Origin of the sequence: Chelatococcus sp. HY11, assembly GCF_018398335.1 — a bacterium.
Lineage (GTDB): Bacteria > Pseudomonadota > Alphaproteobacteria > Rhizobiales > Beijerinckiaceae > Chelatococcus.
In genome coordinates, this window is the sequence record NZ_JAHBRX010000002.1 from 1,534,707 (window position 1) to 1,549,230 (window position 14,524).

Below are 14,524 nucleotides of genomic sequence, written 5' to 3' on the forward strand. Positions count from 1 at the left end.
ATGCGGAATTTCTATCAAGATTGATATAGAATAAATACATATTATATTATCGGGGGGATTATTTTATGAAAATCTAGAAATTTCACATTAGTTTTATGAATCGATTTTCCAAATCATTCCGATTTGCAGAATGATTTGTGTAATACTAAGGGGGTAAATTCGTTGTCGGCCGATGCGCAATCTTGGTGGATGTGTTCAGCGCTGGCGCGCGCGGAACGATTCCCGGCAGGATACGCCGACGCGTCTAATACGCTCCATGCCTGTGCGGTTCGGCACAGGATCACTCTCGCGCGCCATCCTGCGCCGACGCAGGCTGTGGTGGTTCCCGCTACGGTCCGCATGATCGGTGGCGAGACGCGGACACAATCCGGTTCATCCGCGTCTGTCCAACCAGCGCGTCGATAGGCCTGCAGTAGCACCAGGCGCGCACTCGGGTCAGTTGACCAGCCGCTCGATCCGTGACTGCATGGAAGCGGCCGCATCCTTCGGCGATTTCAAACCGAGCACCGCCGCCTGCGATTCTTCGCGGAAAATCGCTGCGACCTCGATCGAACGGTCGAAGTTGGAAGGAACGATTTGCGCGATCTTCAAGGCCTCAGCTTCCGCTTTTGTATAAGGTAGTTTCTCCTGCAGGCGTATATCGGAGTAAGCGGTCGGATCGACCGGGCCGTTACCATTGAGCGCGATCCGAATAGTCGCTTCTTTCCCGGACAGCGCGCGCATGAGCGAGTAGGAAAGATCCTTGTTCTTTGCGTTGCGAGGTATAGCCATCGACCAGATCTCCGTGATCGCGGTCCCCTCAGGATTGACTGCTGACGGTGTCACAACAACGTCTATCTGGCCGGGGAATTTGGAACTCTTGGGGTTATTGTAGACGGCATAACGTGCGAAGGGGTCGATCGCCATTGCCGCCTGTCCGTTCTGAACGGCGGTGATCACGTCATCAATGGTCATCGTCGCGTAGTTTTGCGAGAGCACCCCTTCCTTGTAGAGCTCTGCCATGGTCGTCAGGCCCTTGATCATTTCGGGAGTATTGGCCGTGACTTTACCCTTGTCGTCGAATAGGCGAGCGCCGAATGCGGACAGCAGGGTCAGCACCGCGACATGCTCGTCGCCTGAATTCATAACAAGTCCTGCGACACGCGTACCGTCCGGGCGCGTATAGCTCATCTTCCTCGCGTATTGGAGCAATTCGTCCAGCGTCTGCGGAGCGCGGTCCAATCCGCGTTCGGCGAACAGCGCCTTGTTCCAGTGCAGGCCGGTCGTCGCGTGGCGGAACGGGATCGCCGTCAGCTTGCCGTCGTACGTGAGCGCTTTCTTCAATTGCGCGGGGATAACATCGATGATCTCGATCGGCGCGGCCTTCATGTGGTCATCCAGCGGCTCGAGCAGTGCCGCGATGCGTGGCGTGTGAAACTTGTTGATGACGAAAGCGAGATCGATCGAGCTTTCGCGCAGCGACAGTTCGCGGCCAAGGCGGTCATGAATCGGATCGATGTTGCCGGTGATCCAGTTCAGCGTCGCCTTGTTAGCCCCCGCCCACTCGCCGGCGACGTCTCCCCCGGTCGTCCCGGCGACGAGCCCGCGGGCAACGTTCTCGTGCACCTTATGCGACAGGATTGTCACGGGCGTCTGCGCGACAGCCGGTAACACCGCGCAAAGGCTGACGGCCACCCCGGCTGCGAGCGCGGTCCGTTTCATGAAATCCATGGTTTTCTCTCCCCACTCGTTATAATTGGATCCAGTGCATTGGATCCAATCAGGAAAATGCGATAAGGTCAACTGCCGCGCGCAACCTGGGCTCTTCTGGGCTGATAAACTCTGCTGCAACTCGGCGAACATATTGATTTATTTAGTACTTCAGCCTCAGGGACCAGGCGAAAAGGGATCATCGGACGCCTAATGAGACCAATCCGGATAAGAGTGGCCGGTGCGGGATAACCGCACAGCGCTTCTGGACAAAAGGCGGCTCGACACCTAGGTTTTTGGATCCATAAGCCGGATGACCGTTAAGTCGGCGGCCAAAACCGGAGATCTTTCGTGGAACGGGCTATTCGATTCAAGAGTACAGCGGATTACGCCACCTCTGAGATCCAGCGCATGATCCTGGCCGGCGAGCTTGCCGCGGGTGAGCGGCTTGACCAGGTGCGACTGGCCGAGCAACTCGACGTCAGCCGACATCCCATCCGGCAAGCGATCGAGCGCCTCGCCGAGCGCGGCTTCGTGCTCCTGAGCCCGCATCGCAGCGCGGTGGTTTCGGCGCATTCGATCGCTGATCTGGTCGAACTCTATTCATTGCGCGAAAGCCTGGAGGACATGGCCCTGCGCGCGAGCTGGTCCAGCCTGACCGCCGGGGGGCTTGATGATGTGGCGGCCATCTACAAACGCCTGACCGCGCAGGATCCGGAAGCGGATCTCGAGCGATACATGCACGAGAATCGTGCGTTTCACCTCGCCTTCTATCGGGATTGCGGCAATCGTCATCTCCTGCGCACCATCACGACGCTATTTGATCTCTCAGAGCGCTATCAAAGAACGGCATTGACCACTTCGCACCGGCAAAATCAGTCGAGCGACGAGCATGCGGGGATGATGGCCGCGCTGCGCGCCGGCCATCTCGAACTTCTGAGCCAGCGCCTGAAAGCGCATAACCGCGGAACGCAGGAGCAGGTGCGAGCCCTGCTCTCCACGTCGGCCCCCGCAACCGTGAAAGTCTGAAGGCGAGCCAGGATTTTTTTTCTCCCGGCATCAGCGGGTGCCGTCAAGCACCGCGCCTTGTTCCCTTAGGACCTGGCGCAAGCGGGCGACGGGGATGTCGCGCAGCCGCGCGTGATTGCTCTGCGTGATGGCCATTGCGGTGAGGCTGCCGGCGGCCTGCCCCATAGCCATACAGCTTCCCATGACACGCGCCGAGCCCTGTGCCTCGCGGCTCGCCGACAGACACCGTCCTGCGATCACGACATTCTCGAGGCCTCTGGGCAAAAGGCTCGCTATAGGAATATCGTACGATCCGCCGTCGGAAACCGGGATGCGGATCTGCCCCGTGCCATCCTGGTGGATATCAACATGATGGCAGCCCTTGGCGACGCCGTCGCCGCGCTTTTTCGCCTGGAGCACATCCTCCTCGGTGAGAACGTAATCGCCAAGGACCCGGCGCGTTTCGCGAATCCCGATGCGGGGGGACATGCCGGAGATACTCGCCTCGCTGAAGCCCGGCACTGACTTGCGCAGAAATTCAGCACATTGGAACACTTGCGCGGGTAGCACCCTCATCGCGGTTGCCATGTTGTCCGACCGGGTCGGCTCATCGAGCGTGATGCGCGTCGCGTTGATGCAGACCTCCCGTCTTTTCTCGGACGTCGGCTGTATCATCACCAGCGCGGTAGCGAACATATCGCCGCGCTGGATGGCGCCGCCGAGAAGCGGGCCGTCGCCTTTGAAGAAAACGCAGGGTTGTCCCTGTCGGAAGATTTCCTCGGTGATCTCTCGGTCCGTGCGGCCGTCACGGATGGCGTCGCTCTCACCGACAGCGACGCATTCGGGATGCTCGCGCACATAGGAGAGCAACGCTCCTGTATCGACGCCAGCCATGCGGAACATCATCGACATCGGCTGGGGTTTCTCGCCGCTTTCAACGCTCAGCATGTCGCTTCCCGCCATCGCGCAGAGGTCGCCGTCTCCCGAGGCATCAACGAAGGCGCGCGCGGTCAGCAATTGCCGCCCGCCCTTGCCAAGCACGACGAGACCGGTGATCCGGCCGCCGTCACGCACTGTTTCCTCCGCGAATGTCTGGAGGTGGACGGTCACGCCCGCATCGAAAACGAGACGCGGGATGGCGATCTTCATGATCTCCGGATCATAGGCAATGTAGCGGATGAGCCGCCAGTCATTGAGCTTTGCGACGAAGCCTCCCATGTCGCGGCATAGCTGGAGCAGATCGGTGAGGACCCCGCCGACGGTATCCTCGCCACGGCCATTGATCGCGCCATCGATGGTCATACCGGTGAGCAGTTCGCCGCCCAGCATGGGGCCAGCCTCAACCAAGGCTGTTCGCGCGCCGTTGCGCGCTGCCGCGACAGCCGCGGCGATGCCCGCGCTGCCGCCGCCCAATACGATCACATCGTAGTCCTGGCTGTTCACAACCGATCTCCCTCGCTTCAGCGTTGAAACCGTTATTGCCTTTTTGGATCCATGATGCAATATGCGAGATGCAATTTGTGACGAGGAGATCCGAATGCAGTGGGGGAGGCTCAGCCTTGCCGGCGCGGCCGCGCCGGCAAGCGAAGGCGTGCCAGTAGGCTGGTTGGGCGTGGATGATCCGGCGACCGGCGAGGCGGTCGGGCAAGTGCGCGCGTTCTCGGCAGACGATACGCGAGCCGCCGTCGCATCGGCTCATGCGGCCTTTCCAGCCTGGTCAGGTGAGACACGTCAGGCCCGGGGCGCGATCCTCAGCCGAATGTCGCAACTCCTTCTGGATCACAGCGAGGATCTCGCAACCCTGCTGACCGCGGAACAAGGTAAGCCGCTCGTCGAGTCCCGCGCCGAGGTCGCATCCGCTGCTGGATATTTCAGCTTTTTCGCCGGAGAGGCCCAGCGTCTGAATGGCGAGATCATTGCCTCCCCGCGCGCCGACAGTCGCATCCTCGTGCATCATAAGCCGATCGGCGTTGTCGCGGCGATCACCCCTTGGAATTTCCCGATCTCGATGGTCGCGCGCAAACTCGCGCCAGCACTGGCGGCTGGCTGCACTGTTGTGCTCAAGCCGGCGCCGCAGACCCCGCTCTGCGCCTTGGCGCTGGCCTATCTGTGCCGGGAGGCGGGCCTGCCCGCGGGCGCTCTGGAGGTTGTCAGCGGCGACGCGGTGACAATTGGTTCAGTGCTGACGCAGGATCCGCGCATCGCCTTCCTGAGTTTCACCGGTTCTACCGCGACGGGGCGGATTCTCTACGGCCAATGCGCTGGCACCATCAAGAAGTTGGGCCTCGAACTCGGCGGGCACGCTCCCTTCATTGTTCTACCGGATGCTGACCTCGAGAAGGCAGCAGCTCTTGCCGCGGCGGCCAAGTTCCGCAATGCCGGCCAGACCTGCGTCTGTCCAAACCGCTTCTTTGTCCATGATGTGGTCTATGATGACTTCCTCTCCCGTTTTCTCGTACAGGTCGATGCCCTCGTTCCGGGAGACGGGCGCGATCCCTCCAGTACGCTCGCGCCGCTGATCGACGAGGCGGCACTGGCCAAGGTCGAGCGCCACGTCACGGATGCTGTCGCCAAGGGCGCGCGACTGACGCGCGGTGGACGGCGCGCCGCCGTGGGGCGCGCATGGTACGAAGCAACGGTTCTGGAGGATGTCGGCAACGACATGCTCGTCGCATGCGAGGAGACCTTCGGGCCGCTCGCGGCGATCACGCGCTTCACGGACCTCGAGGGGGTGAAGGCGTCAGTCAACGCATCGTCCTACGGGCTCGCGGGATATGTCTTCGGACGCGATATCTCAAGCGTATTGCGAACCGCCGAATCTCTCGATCTCGGCATGGTCGGCATCAATGCGATCCATCTTGGTCTGGAGATGGCTCCCATCGGCGGTGTCAAGCAGTCCGGCCTCGGGCGGGAGGGCGGACATGCGGGCATTCTTGAATACTGTGAGCAGCAATACCTGCTGATAGGCATGTGACACGGCCGCCCCAGGTTTGCCGAACAGACGACTAACGACGAAATGGAAGCGACATGCACTGTCAGCCGCGCCTGACTACCTGGCTTTATCTATCGCCTCTTCACTTCTTGCTGCTTGCCATTCTGACTATTCCATCAATCTACGTGCTCTGGCTGAGCCTGAACCAGTCGAGTTATGGCACCGGCCTCTCTTGGGTCGGGTTCCAGAACTACCACGCGGTCTTCACCGACCCCTATTTCTGGCGCGCATCCGTCAACACGTTCCTTGTCGTCAGCTGCGTTGTCCTTGTCGAACTTCTGATCGGACTCGCTGTCGCGATGCTGTTTGTGACAGGTGTCCCGTTTCGCGGCGTCATGTTCGCCTGCATTCTCATGCCCTACGCGATTTCGGAAGTGGTGGCGGTTCTCGTCTGGAAGATGATGATGGACCCGAACATCGGAGCCATCGCCCGCACCATCGAGGAGATGGGCCTTGGGCGCGTCAACTGGAGCGCCTCGCCGACGACGGGACTGGTCCTGGTCGGCGTCATCAATATCTGGACCCATCTACCGTTCACGTTCCTCATGATCTATGCGGGCTTGCTAGCGATTGACGGCTCCCTCTATGAGGCCGCGCATATCGACGGCGCGACGCGCTGGCAGCGGTTCCTGCGGATCACGCTGCCACTCCTGGTACCGACATTGCTGATCACACTGATCTTCAGGCTGATCTTCGCATTCCGGATGTTCTCCGAGGTTTGGCTGTTGACCAAAGGCGGGCCGGTCCGCATGTCTGAGGTTTTGGCCGTTTACCTGTATCAGCATGGTTTCCGCTACGGCGATTTCGGCATTGCCGCGGCGACAGGGTGGCTGATGGTCATCGGCTCGCTGCTGATGGCGTCTGTTTTTCTGTTTGCGATGCAGCGCGGAATGAAGGGTGAATAATGCACCACACATTCTCCCCTCTCGAGCGCCTCATGCGTGGCCTGCTTCTGGCCTTCATGTTGGTATGGTCGGTCACGCCGATCCTCTTCATCGTCACGTCGTCGTTCAAAAGGCAGGTGGATATTTTTGTCTATCCGCCAAGGTTGATCTTCAACCCGACCATCGACAATTACTTTCAACTGGTGACCCAATGGCAGGGCTATTTCCACGCGATCGGTAACAGCGTGATCGTGGCGCTCGGGGCGACCGTTCTGGCCGGTTTCATCAGCTTCTTCGGCGGTTATGCCTATTCGCGCTATCGCAGCCGGCTCACCGCATGGACGGCCGTCTACATGATCGCGGTGCGGGTGCTGCCGCCCATCGTGGTGACGCTGCCCCTGTTCCCCGTGGCTGACGCGCTCGGCCTCAGCGATACGCATCTCCTGCTGATCCTGCTCTATGCCGCGTTCTGGGTTTCGCTCAACACCATGATCATGAAGAACTTCTTCGACCAGATCCCGTACGAGCTGGACGAAGCCGCTTACGTCGACGGTGCGTCGGAATGGCAGTTCGTCACGCGCATTCTTTCGCGGCTGACGCTTCAGGGCATGGCCGCGGGGTCGATCTTCGTTTTCGTCTATGCATGGAATGAGTATCTGTTCGCCATGATCTTCACCACCAACCAGGCCAAGACCGCGCCGCTGATCCTGAGTGAATTGATGGGCGCCGTCGACGGCACCGAATGGGGCGTCCTGTTCGCCGGCGTGACCGTGCAACTCATCCCCGTGGTGCTGCTGGTTACGCTGGCGCGCCGTTACCTGATCGCCGGGCTGACCGCTGGTGCGGTCAAGGGCTGAATGGAATGGGGCCGGCAATGGCGAAGACGATGCGTGAAACCGAGACATACGACTATATCGTGGTGGGTGGCGGCTCAGCCGGCTGCGTGCTTGCGTCACGGCTGAGCGAGGACCTCAGCGTCTCGGTTCTGCTGCTGGAAGCAGGGCCGGCCGACCGCAATCCCTGGCTGCATGTGCCATCCGGCTTCTTCAAGACGATCAACAATCCGCGCTACGACTGGCGCTATCAGACCGAGCCTGAGCCCGGGTTGAAGGGGCGCCGCGTCGCGTGGCCACGTGGCCGCGTTCTCGGGGGATCGAGCGCTATCAACGGGCTGATCTATATTCGGGGGCAGGCCGACGATTTCAACGACTGGGCCCAACGCGGCAATCCAGGCTGGAGCTGGTCCGACGTGTTGCCCGCGTTCAAGGCCGTCGAGGCGCAGGCGCGTGGCGAGAGTGAATACCACGGCGCGGATGGCGGCCTCGGTGTTGAGGATCCGGCGGTCGATCTCGAGCTCGTCTCCCGCTTTGTAAAAGCCGGACAGCAGGCGGGAATGCCGTTCAACCCGGATTTCAACGGCGCCACGCAGGAGGGTGTCGGTCGTTTCCAGCTCACGACCCGGTGCGGGCGTCGCTCCTCCAGCGCGCGGGCTTTCCTCGGCCCCGCGGCGCGCCGTCCCAACCTGCGCGTTCTGACCGGCGTCGAGGTGCATAAGCTTGAACTTGAAGGCCGGCGGGTGCGCGGCATTTTCGGCCGACGTGCCGGTGAGGCGCTTCACCTGCGTTGTCACCGAGAGATCGTGCTGACTGCCGGAGCCATCGGCTCGCCGCAGATCCTGCAACTGTCCGGCGTCGGCGATCCGGAGCGCCTCGCTGCAGCGGGTGTAGCGCCGGTCCACGCGCTTTATGGCGTCGGGCTACATCTTCAGGATCATCTTCAGTCGCGGCTGATGTTGCAGCTCAACCTGCCTATCAGCCTCAACAACCTGACGCGCGGACCATGGCGCAAGATTTTGATTGGCATGAGTTACCTGCTGCGCCGCCAAGGCGTGCTCAGTTTCGGCGCGTCCCTGGCCGGCGGGTTCGCCCGTTCGCCGCTTGCCTCCGACCGGCCCGACATCCAGTTCCATTTTCAGCCGCTCAGCCTCGACAGCTACGATGGCGGCCTGCACGCATTCCCTGGCGCAACGATCTCGGCTTGCCAGCTGCGGCCCGAGAGCGAGGGAACGATCTTCATCACATCGCCTGACCCGTCAGCGCGGCCGGAAATCAGGGCGAACTATCTCGCGAGCGATCTCGACCGGCGCACAATGGTCGAGGGCTTTCGCTATGCGCGCCGAATCGCCGCCGCGCCGGCATTGGCCGAACTCGTCGCCGACGAGCACCGGCCAGGGGCAGCCGTTCAGAGCGACGAGGAGATCCTCGACTACATCCGCATGACCGGCAGTTCGATTTATCACCCCAGCGGCACGTGTCGCATGGGACCGGATCCCACACGCGGCGACGTGGTCGACGCCCGCCTCCGCGTGCATGGCCTGTCTGGTGTCAGGATCGCGGATTGCTCGATCATGCCGCGCCTGATCTCGGGCAACACCAATGCCGCCGCCATCATGATCGGTGAGCGTGCCGCCGCGCTCATCCGCGAAGATGCTGCTAAATCTAAAGGAACCCGCCCGTGACTTCTTTCTAAAAGAGGTTGCGAGAGCGGGGCTTGTCAGCGGCGGCGCCTCGATGAGACTGCAAAGGAGTTGCCTGCGTGCGTGCAGCAAGCGCCGGCGAGCAGCCGCATCCGCTGTCGGGCGTCATTGCAATGTCACGCACCACGCGTTATGAAGAAGTTAGCGGACCGGGCCCCTCTGGCGGAGCATTATGCCCCGTGATGTCGGCCGCATCGGAATGATCCGATGCCGCGATGGTCTGTTGTCCAGCCAGCCAAGCTTCGTTCGTTCCGATCGATTGATGTATCGAGAGGAGCGTTTCCTTGGATTTCCTTTTTACTGACTGGCTCGGCACGCCCGCCTGGTTCTGGCTGACGTTCATTATGCTCGTGGTCGCGCTCACGGCCTTCGATCTCGGCTTCCTGAACAAGGAGGACCGGGAGATGGGCATCGGCGAGAGCCTGAAGCTCTCGGCGTTCTACATCGGCGTTGCGATGGTTTTCGGCCTCTGGCTTTGGTACGCGCGCGGCCCCGAACCCGGACTGCAGTATTTCACGGGCTTTTTTATCGAGAAGGCGCTGTCAATCGATAACGTCTTCGTGATTAGCTTGATCTTCTCCTACTTCGCCATCCCCGCGAAGTACCAGTACCGGGCCCTTCTATGGGGCATCATCGCGGTCATCGTGCTCCGCGGCATCATGATCGCGGGTGGTGCGGCGCTCGTCCAGGAGGCCTATTGGGTTCTCTATATCTTCGCGGCCTTCCTCGTTTTCACCGGCGTGAAAATGTTCTTCGCGGGTGACGAGCCTATAGACATCGCGAACAATGCGGCGATCAAGTTTATCGCCAACCGGATGCGGGTGACGCGCGAGCATCACGGGCAGCAGTTCTTCGTCAAAGTGGCGGACCCAAAGACGGGCAAACTGGTGAGGGCTGCAACCCCGCTGTTCCTGGCGCTCGTCGTCATCAACATCGCCGATCTTGTTTTCGCCATCGACAGCGTGCCCGCGATTTTCGCGATCACGACAGATACGTTTATCGTCTATACGTCGAACATCATGGCGATCCTCGGCCTTCGCGCCTTGTATTTCGCATTGGCGGCCATGGTTCATCGCTTCCACTACCTGAAGTATGCCCTTGCAGCCGTGCTGATTTTTATTGGGGCGAAGATTTTCGTGGCGGACTTTGTTATCGACGGTGGCAAGTTCCCGCCTGCCATCAGCCTTGGCGTCACGCTTGTCCTTATTTCCGCAGGCATCGGCTACTCGCTCTGGAAGACGCGCGGCGTCGTCAACAGCGTAGGCCCCGGGGACGTAAGGCCGGGGTAAAGCGAGGTCCTGGCGGCTGGATGCACGTGATCGCTGGTCGCCGTATCACCTGACCGCGGCGCATGGCTGGCGAGGATATGTTGGAATGTCCTCGCAGTTCAGCGCGCTGGAATTCGAGGTTCACGGCGGGTGAGTGAGACTCGCCCGCTGTTCTAAGCGAACGTACCGGCCGGCAAAGCCTGAGCTAGAGCCGAGTTCCACCCGTTGCGTCAATCGACAGTCCCGTCGTCCAGCGCGCCTCATTCGACGCGATGAGGGCGATGATGTCGGCCACATCCTCGGGAGTGCCCACGCGCGAGAACACCGACATGGCTTCGGCGCCGGCGCGCGCCTGCGGATCTGCCAGCCAGGCCGCATTCATGTCCGTTTCGGTGACACCCGGCAAAATCGCGTTCACCGTGATCCCGCGCGCACCGAATTCGGGGGCAAGCGCCAAAGTCAGCGTTTCGAGCGCGCCCTTCGAGGCGGCGTAGGCGGGATGGGTCGGCGCCGCGACGCGCGTAAAGCCCGTCGAGATGTTGATGATACGCCCATTGTCGCGGATGAGTTCGGCGAGCGCCTGGATCAGGAAGAAGGGGGCCTTCAGATTGATCGTCATCAGCTCGTCGAAGGCGGCTTCCGTGGTCTGCGCCAGTGATGTGGCCGGAGCTATACCAGCGTTGTTGACGAGAATGTCCAGCGAGGGGGCCCCGGTCGCTGCAATCGCCGCCGCCTTGAACTGTTCCTTGATGCTGTCCGTCGCTTCCTTGCCTTTTCGCAAATCCGCACCGATGGCGACAGCTTTTGACCCAAGGGTTTCGATCTCTCGGATGGTGGCCTTGGCAGCATCAATGTTGTTGGCGTAGTGCACGCCGATAAGGGTTGCCCCTTCCCTGGCGAACGCAAGCGCTGTCGCTCGGCCGATACCGCGCGAGCCTCCCGTTACGAGGGCCACCTTGTTTGACAATCTTCCAGGCATCGATCGCTCCATTGCGATTTTCATAGCGATCGATATAATAAGAATCGAGAACGACGTGTCAACGTTTATTATAGCGATCGATATAAAAATGAACGAGCCGGCTCGCAAACGCGGTAGACCGAGGATCCTGGATCGCGATGTCGGGCTGGAGATCGCGGCGCGACTTTTTTGGGAGCGCGGGTATGAGGGAACCTCGATCGCCGACCTCACTCATGCGATGGGCATCACGCCGCCTTCCCTGTACGCGACCTTTGGCTCAAAGGAAGATCTCTTTCGGCAGGCGCTTGACCACGCCATCGAGCGTGAGAGCAAGCGCCGCTCCGAAATGCTGTACGCACAGATGCCTGTGTACGAAGCGCTGACCTTCTATCTCTACGACATCGCGGAGGGACATACTGATCCGACCAAACCACGCGGCTGTATTGTCTCCACCGCCGTTCTCCAGCATTCCGAGGAAAATGCGTCTGTCGCCCGAACGACTGCCGCGCTGCGGGAAGCTTCAATCCAGGTCCTCAAGGCGCGTTTCGACCGCGCTATCGACGAAGGGGAACTCCCGGCGGGGACCGACGCCGATATTCTCGCACGCTTTTACGGGGCGATCATTCAGGGAATGTCGGCGCAGGCCTGCGACGGCGCGTGCACGGAAAGACTGAAACGATTGGTTGATATCGCCCTGTCGGCTTGGCCGGGACATACGGCATAATTTGAAGTGCCCCCTGCGAGAGGAGGCCCCCACGGGATGCGCCTATCCCGGATGCGCGTTGATCCGCCGCATCGGTGCTGGACAAGGACGCTCCTCAAATCGGAGCTGAAGCGCGCTCTATCGATATGGGCAACGAGCTCAGAGATGGCTCCAACGCCGGGCTGTCATCGAAGTCGTCAAACCGCCGTCTATTAGCTAAGCGATCCAGCGGGGCTACCCTTGGATAGTCATCCGGACGATCATAGTGCTGGCCCATGGGACGCGGTGTTAATGACAAGGCTGTGTTACGCTCGATGTTGTCACCAGCCGATCACTGCGGAGGCTCCGTGAGTGTAGCCGAAGTCCCAAGGAGTTCCAGCCTCTGGCCGTCCTTCCCCGTGGACCTCAGCTGGCGCAACTGGGTGTTTGCATTACGCACGGCAGTTGCCGGCGTGGTTGCGCTCGCGATCGCCTACTGGCTGGAGATGCAGGATCCACAGTGGTCGATTCTGACGGTCTATCTGCTGGCGCAGCCTACGTCCGGCGGGGCGCTCGCCAAGAGCACCTATCGGATCGTCGGCACCATTGCCGGTGCCTGTGTGGGGCTCGTCATTCTCGCCCTCTACGCGCAGGCCCCCATCCCACTGGTGGGCGCTGTAGCGCTCTGGCTGGGCGCGTCATTCTATGTTGCCGCCCGGCTGCGCAACTATGCGTCCTACGGCTGGATGCTTGCGGGCTACACGGCACTTCTCATTGCGTTGGAAGGCGCGGCGAATCCGCTGCAGGCTTGGTCGATCGCTGTCGATCGTACGGGCGAAATCATCATCGGTATCGCCTGCGCCACAGCGGCAACAGTGTTGGTGATGCCGCGCTATGCAGGCGTCCTGCTCCGTGAACAGATGGCGCGCCTTTTTTGTGATCTTAGCCACTATGGCGCGGTAGCCCTGCGTCGTGGAACGCCACCGGAAACTTTTGCTACGCTTCGACGCGCCATGGTGGAAAAGATCGTTGGCTTTGATGCCCTTCGCTCCTACGCAATGTTCGAAGCACCGGAGATGCGAGCCGATGACGTGCTGATGCGTCGGGCGGTCCGCGAGTTCCTCGGTGTTCTCGCCGTGGCGAGAGGGCTCTACACGCGTATCGATGACTTCAAGGGCGAAGCTTCAGCGCCCGTCGTTGCGCATATGCAGCCTGCCCTCGATGAAACGGCGAAGACCCTTCAGCTTATCGCCGAAGACCCGAAGGCGTTTGCCGATCCGCACCGGGTGCGCGCCGCATTGCTGAAGACACTGGCCGGCCTCGGCACCGCCGCGACGGGGCTGGAAACGCTTGCGGGTCGCGTTCCCTTCGAGACCCTGACCGACGGCGTGCTGATCCTGCATCGCACCGGTGACCTGCTGCATGGCCTCTCAATGGTCATGGTGAGCGAGGCGGCAAGCTTGCGCCGGCGGCACGCGCCAAGCACACGGCGGCCTCTCGAAGCCTTCGCCTCCTCTTCACATGTCGAGGCGGCGCTGATCGGAGCTCGCGCCGCACTGGCGATCATTCTCGGCTGCGTCGTCTGGGCCGCGACTGGATGGAAATACGGCTTCACCGCCATGACCGGCATGGGGCTCGCTCTGTTCTTCGCGGTCAACCAGGACCGGCCTGGCAAGCTTGGCCTGCGGGTCATGCTATGGACCGTTCTCGCCATTGTCGTCTCCTACTGTGCCATGGTCTTCGTTCTACCGCGGATCGAGGGATTCGAGGCGCTGGCTCTCTTTCTAATCGCCCTCCTGATACCGGGCGGGCTCATGGCGGGCACACCACAGACCATGTGGTCAGGCGTCATGTTCGCGGGCTTCATCGGCGCGCAGCTTGGGACCGGTAACAGGTTCCAGCCCAACGACCTGACTTTCTTCAATTCCAACATGGCCTTTGTCCTGGGCGTTTCGGCCTGTCTCGGCCTGATAGCGCTGCTTCCCGTGACCTCAATGGCGAACCGCGCGCGCTTCTGGAGACAGACGGTCGGCCGCATGCTTCCGGATGCGGCGCGCGGCACGCGCCATGAGCGCAAGACTCTCACTGCGATGATCGGCATGTTGGCGGAGCTGCTGCCGCGCCTGTCCCTCGACAGGCCGGGGGATGAGGATTTTCTTCGCGGCGCACTCGGCGCGGCCTCCATGAGCCTGGAGCTCGGCCGCCTCAATCGCGTGAAGCAGTCGTCAGACCTGGCGCCGGAGGCCGCGGCCATTCTCCGCGACTTCCTGGACAATTTCGCCACAGCGCTGGAGGCAACGCCGCGAGCCGGCGAAAAGCAGGCTGCACGACTTACGGACGCCGAATGTATGACGCGATCTGCCCGCGCCGCTCTCGGTGCGCTCCCGCTGGAACCGGGTCCATCGGCGGCTCTGGTGATCCGCGCGGGTGCCTCGCTGCGGTTCATCGCGGATCGGTTCGACATAGACCGCACCTTTCTCGCCCATCCTCCTGTGGAAGCGTGAGCC

At 61.3% G+C, this 14,524-nt stretch carries 11 protein-coding genes; 8 read left to right on the forward strand and 3 right to left on the reverse strand.

Translation table 11 applies throughout. The features are described from left to right. Positions 1-435: 435 nt before the first annotated feature. On the reverse strand, positions 436-1,842 hold the full coding sequence (locus KIO74_RS27790) for an extracellular solute-binding protein (RefSeq protein WP_213338471.1): 1,407 nt from the start codon (positions 1,840-1,842) through the stop codon (positions 436-438). 198 nt (positions 1,843-2,040) lie between these two features. Here KIO74_RS27790 and KIO74_RS32570 point away from each other — a divergent pair, with 198 nt between their 5' ends. Beyond that, complete coding sequence (locus tag KIO74_RS32570) at positions 2,041-2,718, forward strand: GntR family transcriptional regulator (RefSeq protein WP_213338473.1); 678 nt, start codon at positions 2,041-2,043, stop codon at positions 2,716-2,718. Between the two features lie 30 nt (positions 2,719-2,748). On the opposite strand, the gene KIO74_RS27800 is transcribed toward KIO74_RS32570, so the two are convergent. Next, complete coding sequence (locus tag KIO74_RS27800) at positions 2,749-4,140, reverse strand: FAD-dependent oxidoreductase (RefSeq protein WP_213338475.1); 1,392 nt, start codon at positions 4,138-4,140, stop codon at positions 2,749-2,751. A 94-nt stretch (positions 4,141-4,234) separates the two neighbouring features. Between KIO74_RS27800 and KIO74_RS27805 the strand changes: the two genes are divergently transcribed. The 5 genes from KIO74_RS27805 (at position 4,235) to KIO74_RS27825 (ending at position 10,398) form a co-directional block, all read left to right on the forward strand. Further along, the gene (locus tag KIO74_RS27805) at positions 4,235-5,671 is read left to right on the forward strand and encodes an NAD-dependent succinate-semialdehyde dehydrogenase (protein WP_213338477.1); all 1,437 of its coding nucleotides are present in this window, start codon (positions 4,235-4,237) and stop codon (positions 5,669-5,671) included. A 53-nt stretch (positions 5,672-5,724) separates the two neighbouring features. Further along, on the forward strand, positions 5,725-6,594 hold the full coding sequence (locus KIO74_RS27810) for a carbohydrate ABC transporter permease (protein WP_213338480.1): 870 nt from the start codon (positions 5,725-5,727) through the stop codon (positions 6,592-6,594). Continuing rightward, the gene (locus KIO74_RS27815) at positions 6,594-7,430 is read left to right on the forward strand and encodes a carbohydrate ABC transporter permease (protein ID WP_213338482.1); all 837 of its coding nucleotides are present in this window, start codon (positions 6,594-6,596) and stop codon (positions 7,428-7,430) included. The genes KIO74_RS27810 and KIO74_RS27815 overlap by 1 nt, the downstream gene beginning before the upstream one ends. 17 nt (positions 7,431-7,447) lie before the next feature. Beyond that, entirely contained in the window at positions 7,448-9,091 is a 1,644-nt protein-coding gene (locus KIO74_RS27820; protein ID WP_249731502.1) for a GMC family oxidoreductase, read from the forward strand. A gap of 302 nt (positions 9,092-9,393) precedes the next feature. Continuing rightward, positions 9,394-10,398 carry a TerC family protein gene (locus tag KIO74_RS27825; protein ID WP_213338485.1) on the forward strand — a complete coding sequence of 335 codons (1,005 nt, stop codon included), beginning with the start codon at positions 9,394-9,396 and terminating at the stop codon, positions 10,396-10,398. 184 nt (positions 10,399-10,582) lie between these two features. On the opposite strand, the gene KIO74_RS27830 is transcribed toward KIO74_RS27825, so the two are convergent. Then, positions 10,583-11,356 carry an SDR family NAD(P)-dependent oxidoreductase gene (locus tag KIO74_RS27830; RefSeq protein WP_213338486.1) on the reverse strand — a complete coding sequence of 258 codons (774 nt, stop codon included), beginning with the start codon at positions 11,354-11,356 and terminating at the stop codon, positions 10,583-10,585. 88 nt (positions 11,357-11,444) lie between these two features. On the opposite strand from KIO74_RS27830, the gene KIO74_RS27835 reads away from it, so the two are divergent. Together KIO74_RS27835 and KIO74_RS27840 are read left to right on the forward strand one after the other, a co-directional pair. Beyond that, entirely contained in the window at positions 11,445-12,059 is a 615-nt protein-coding gene (locus tag KIO74_RS27835) for a TetR/AcrR family transcriptional regulator (RefSeq protein WP_213338487.1), read from the forward strand. A 326-nt stretch (positions 12,060-12,385) separates the two neighbouring features. Beyond that, positions 12,386-14,521, forward strand: coding sequence for an FUSC family protein (locus KIO74_RS27840; RefSeq protein WP_291978345.1), 2,136 nt, complete (start codon positions 12,386-12,388; stop codon positions 14,519-14,521). Positions 14,522-14,524 lie beyond the last annotated feature (3 nt).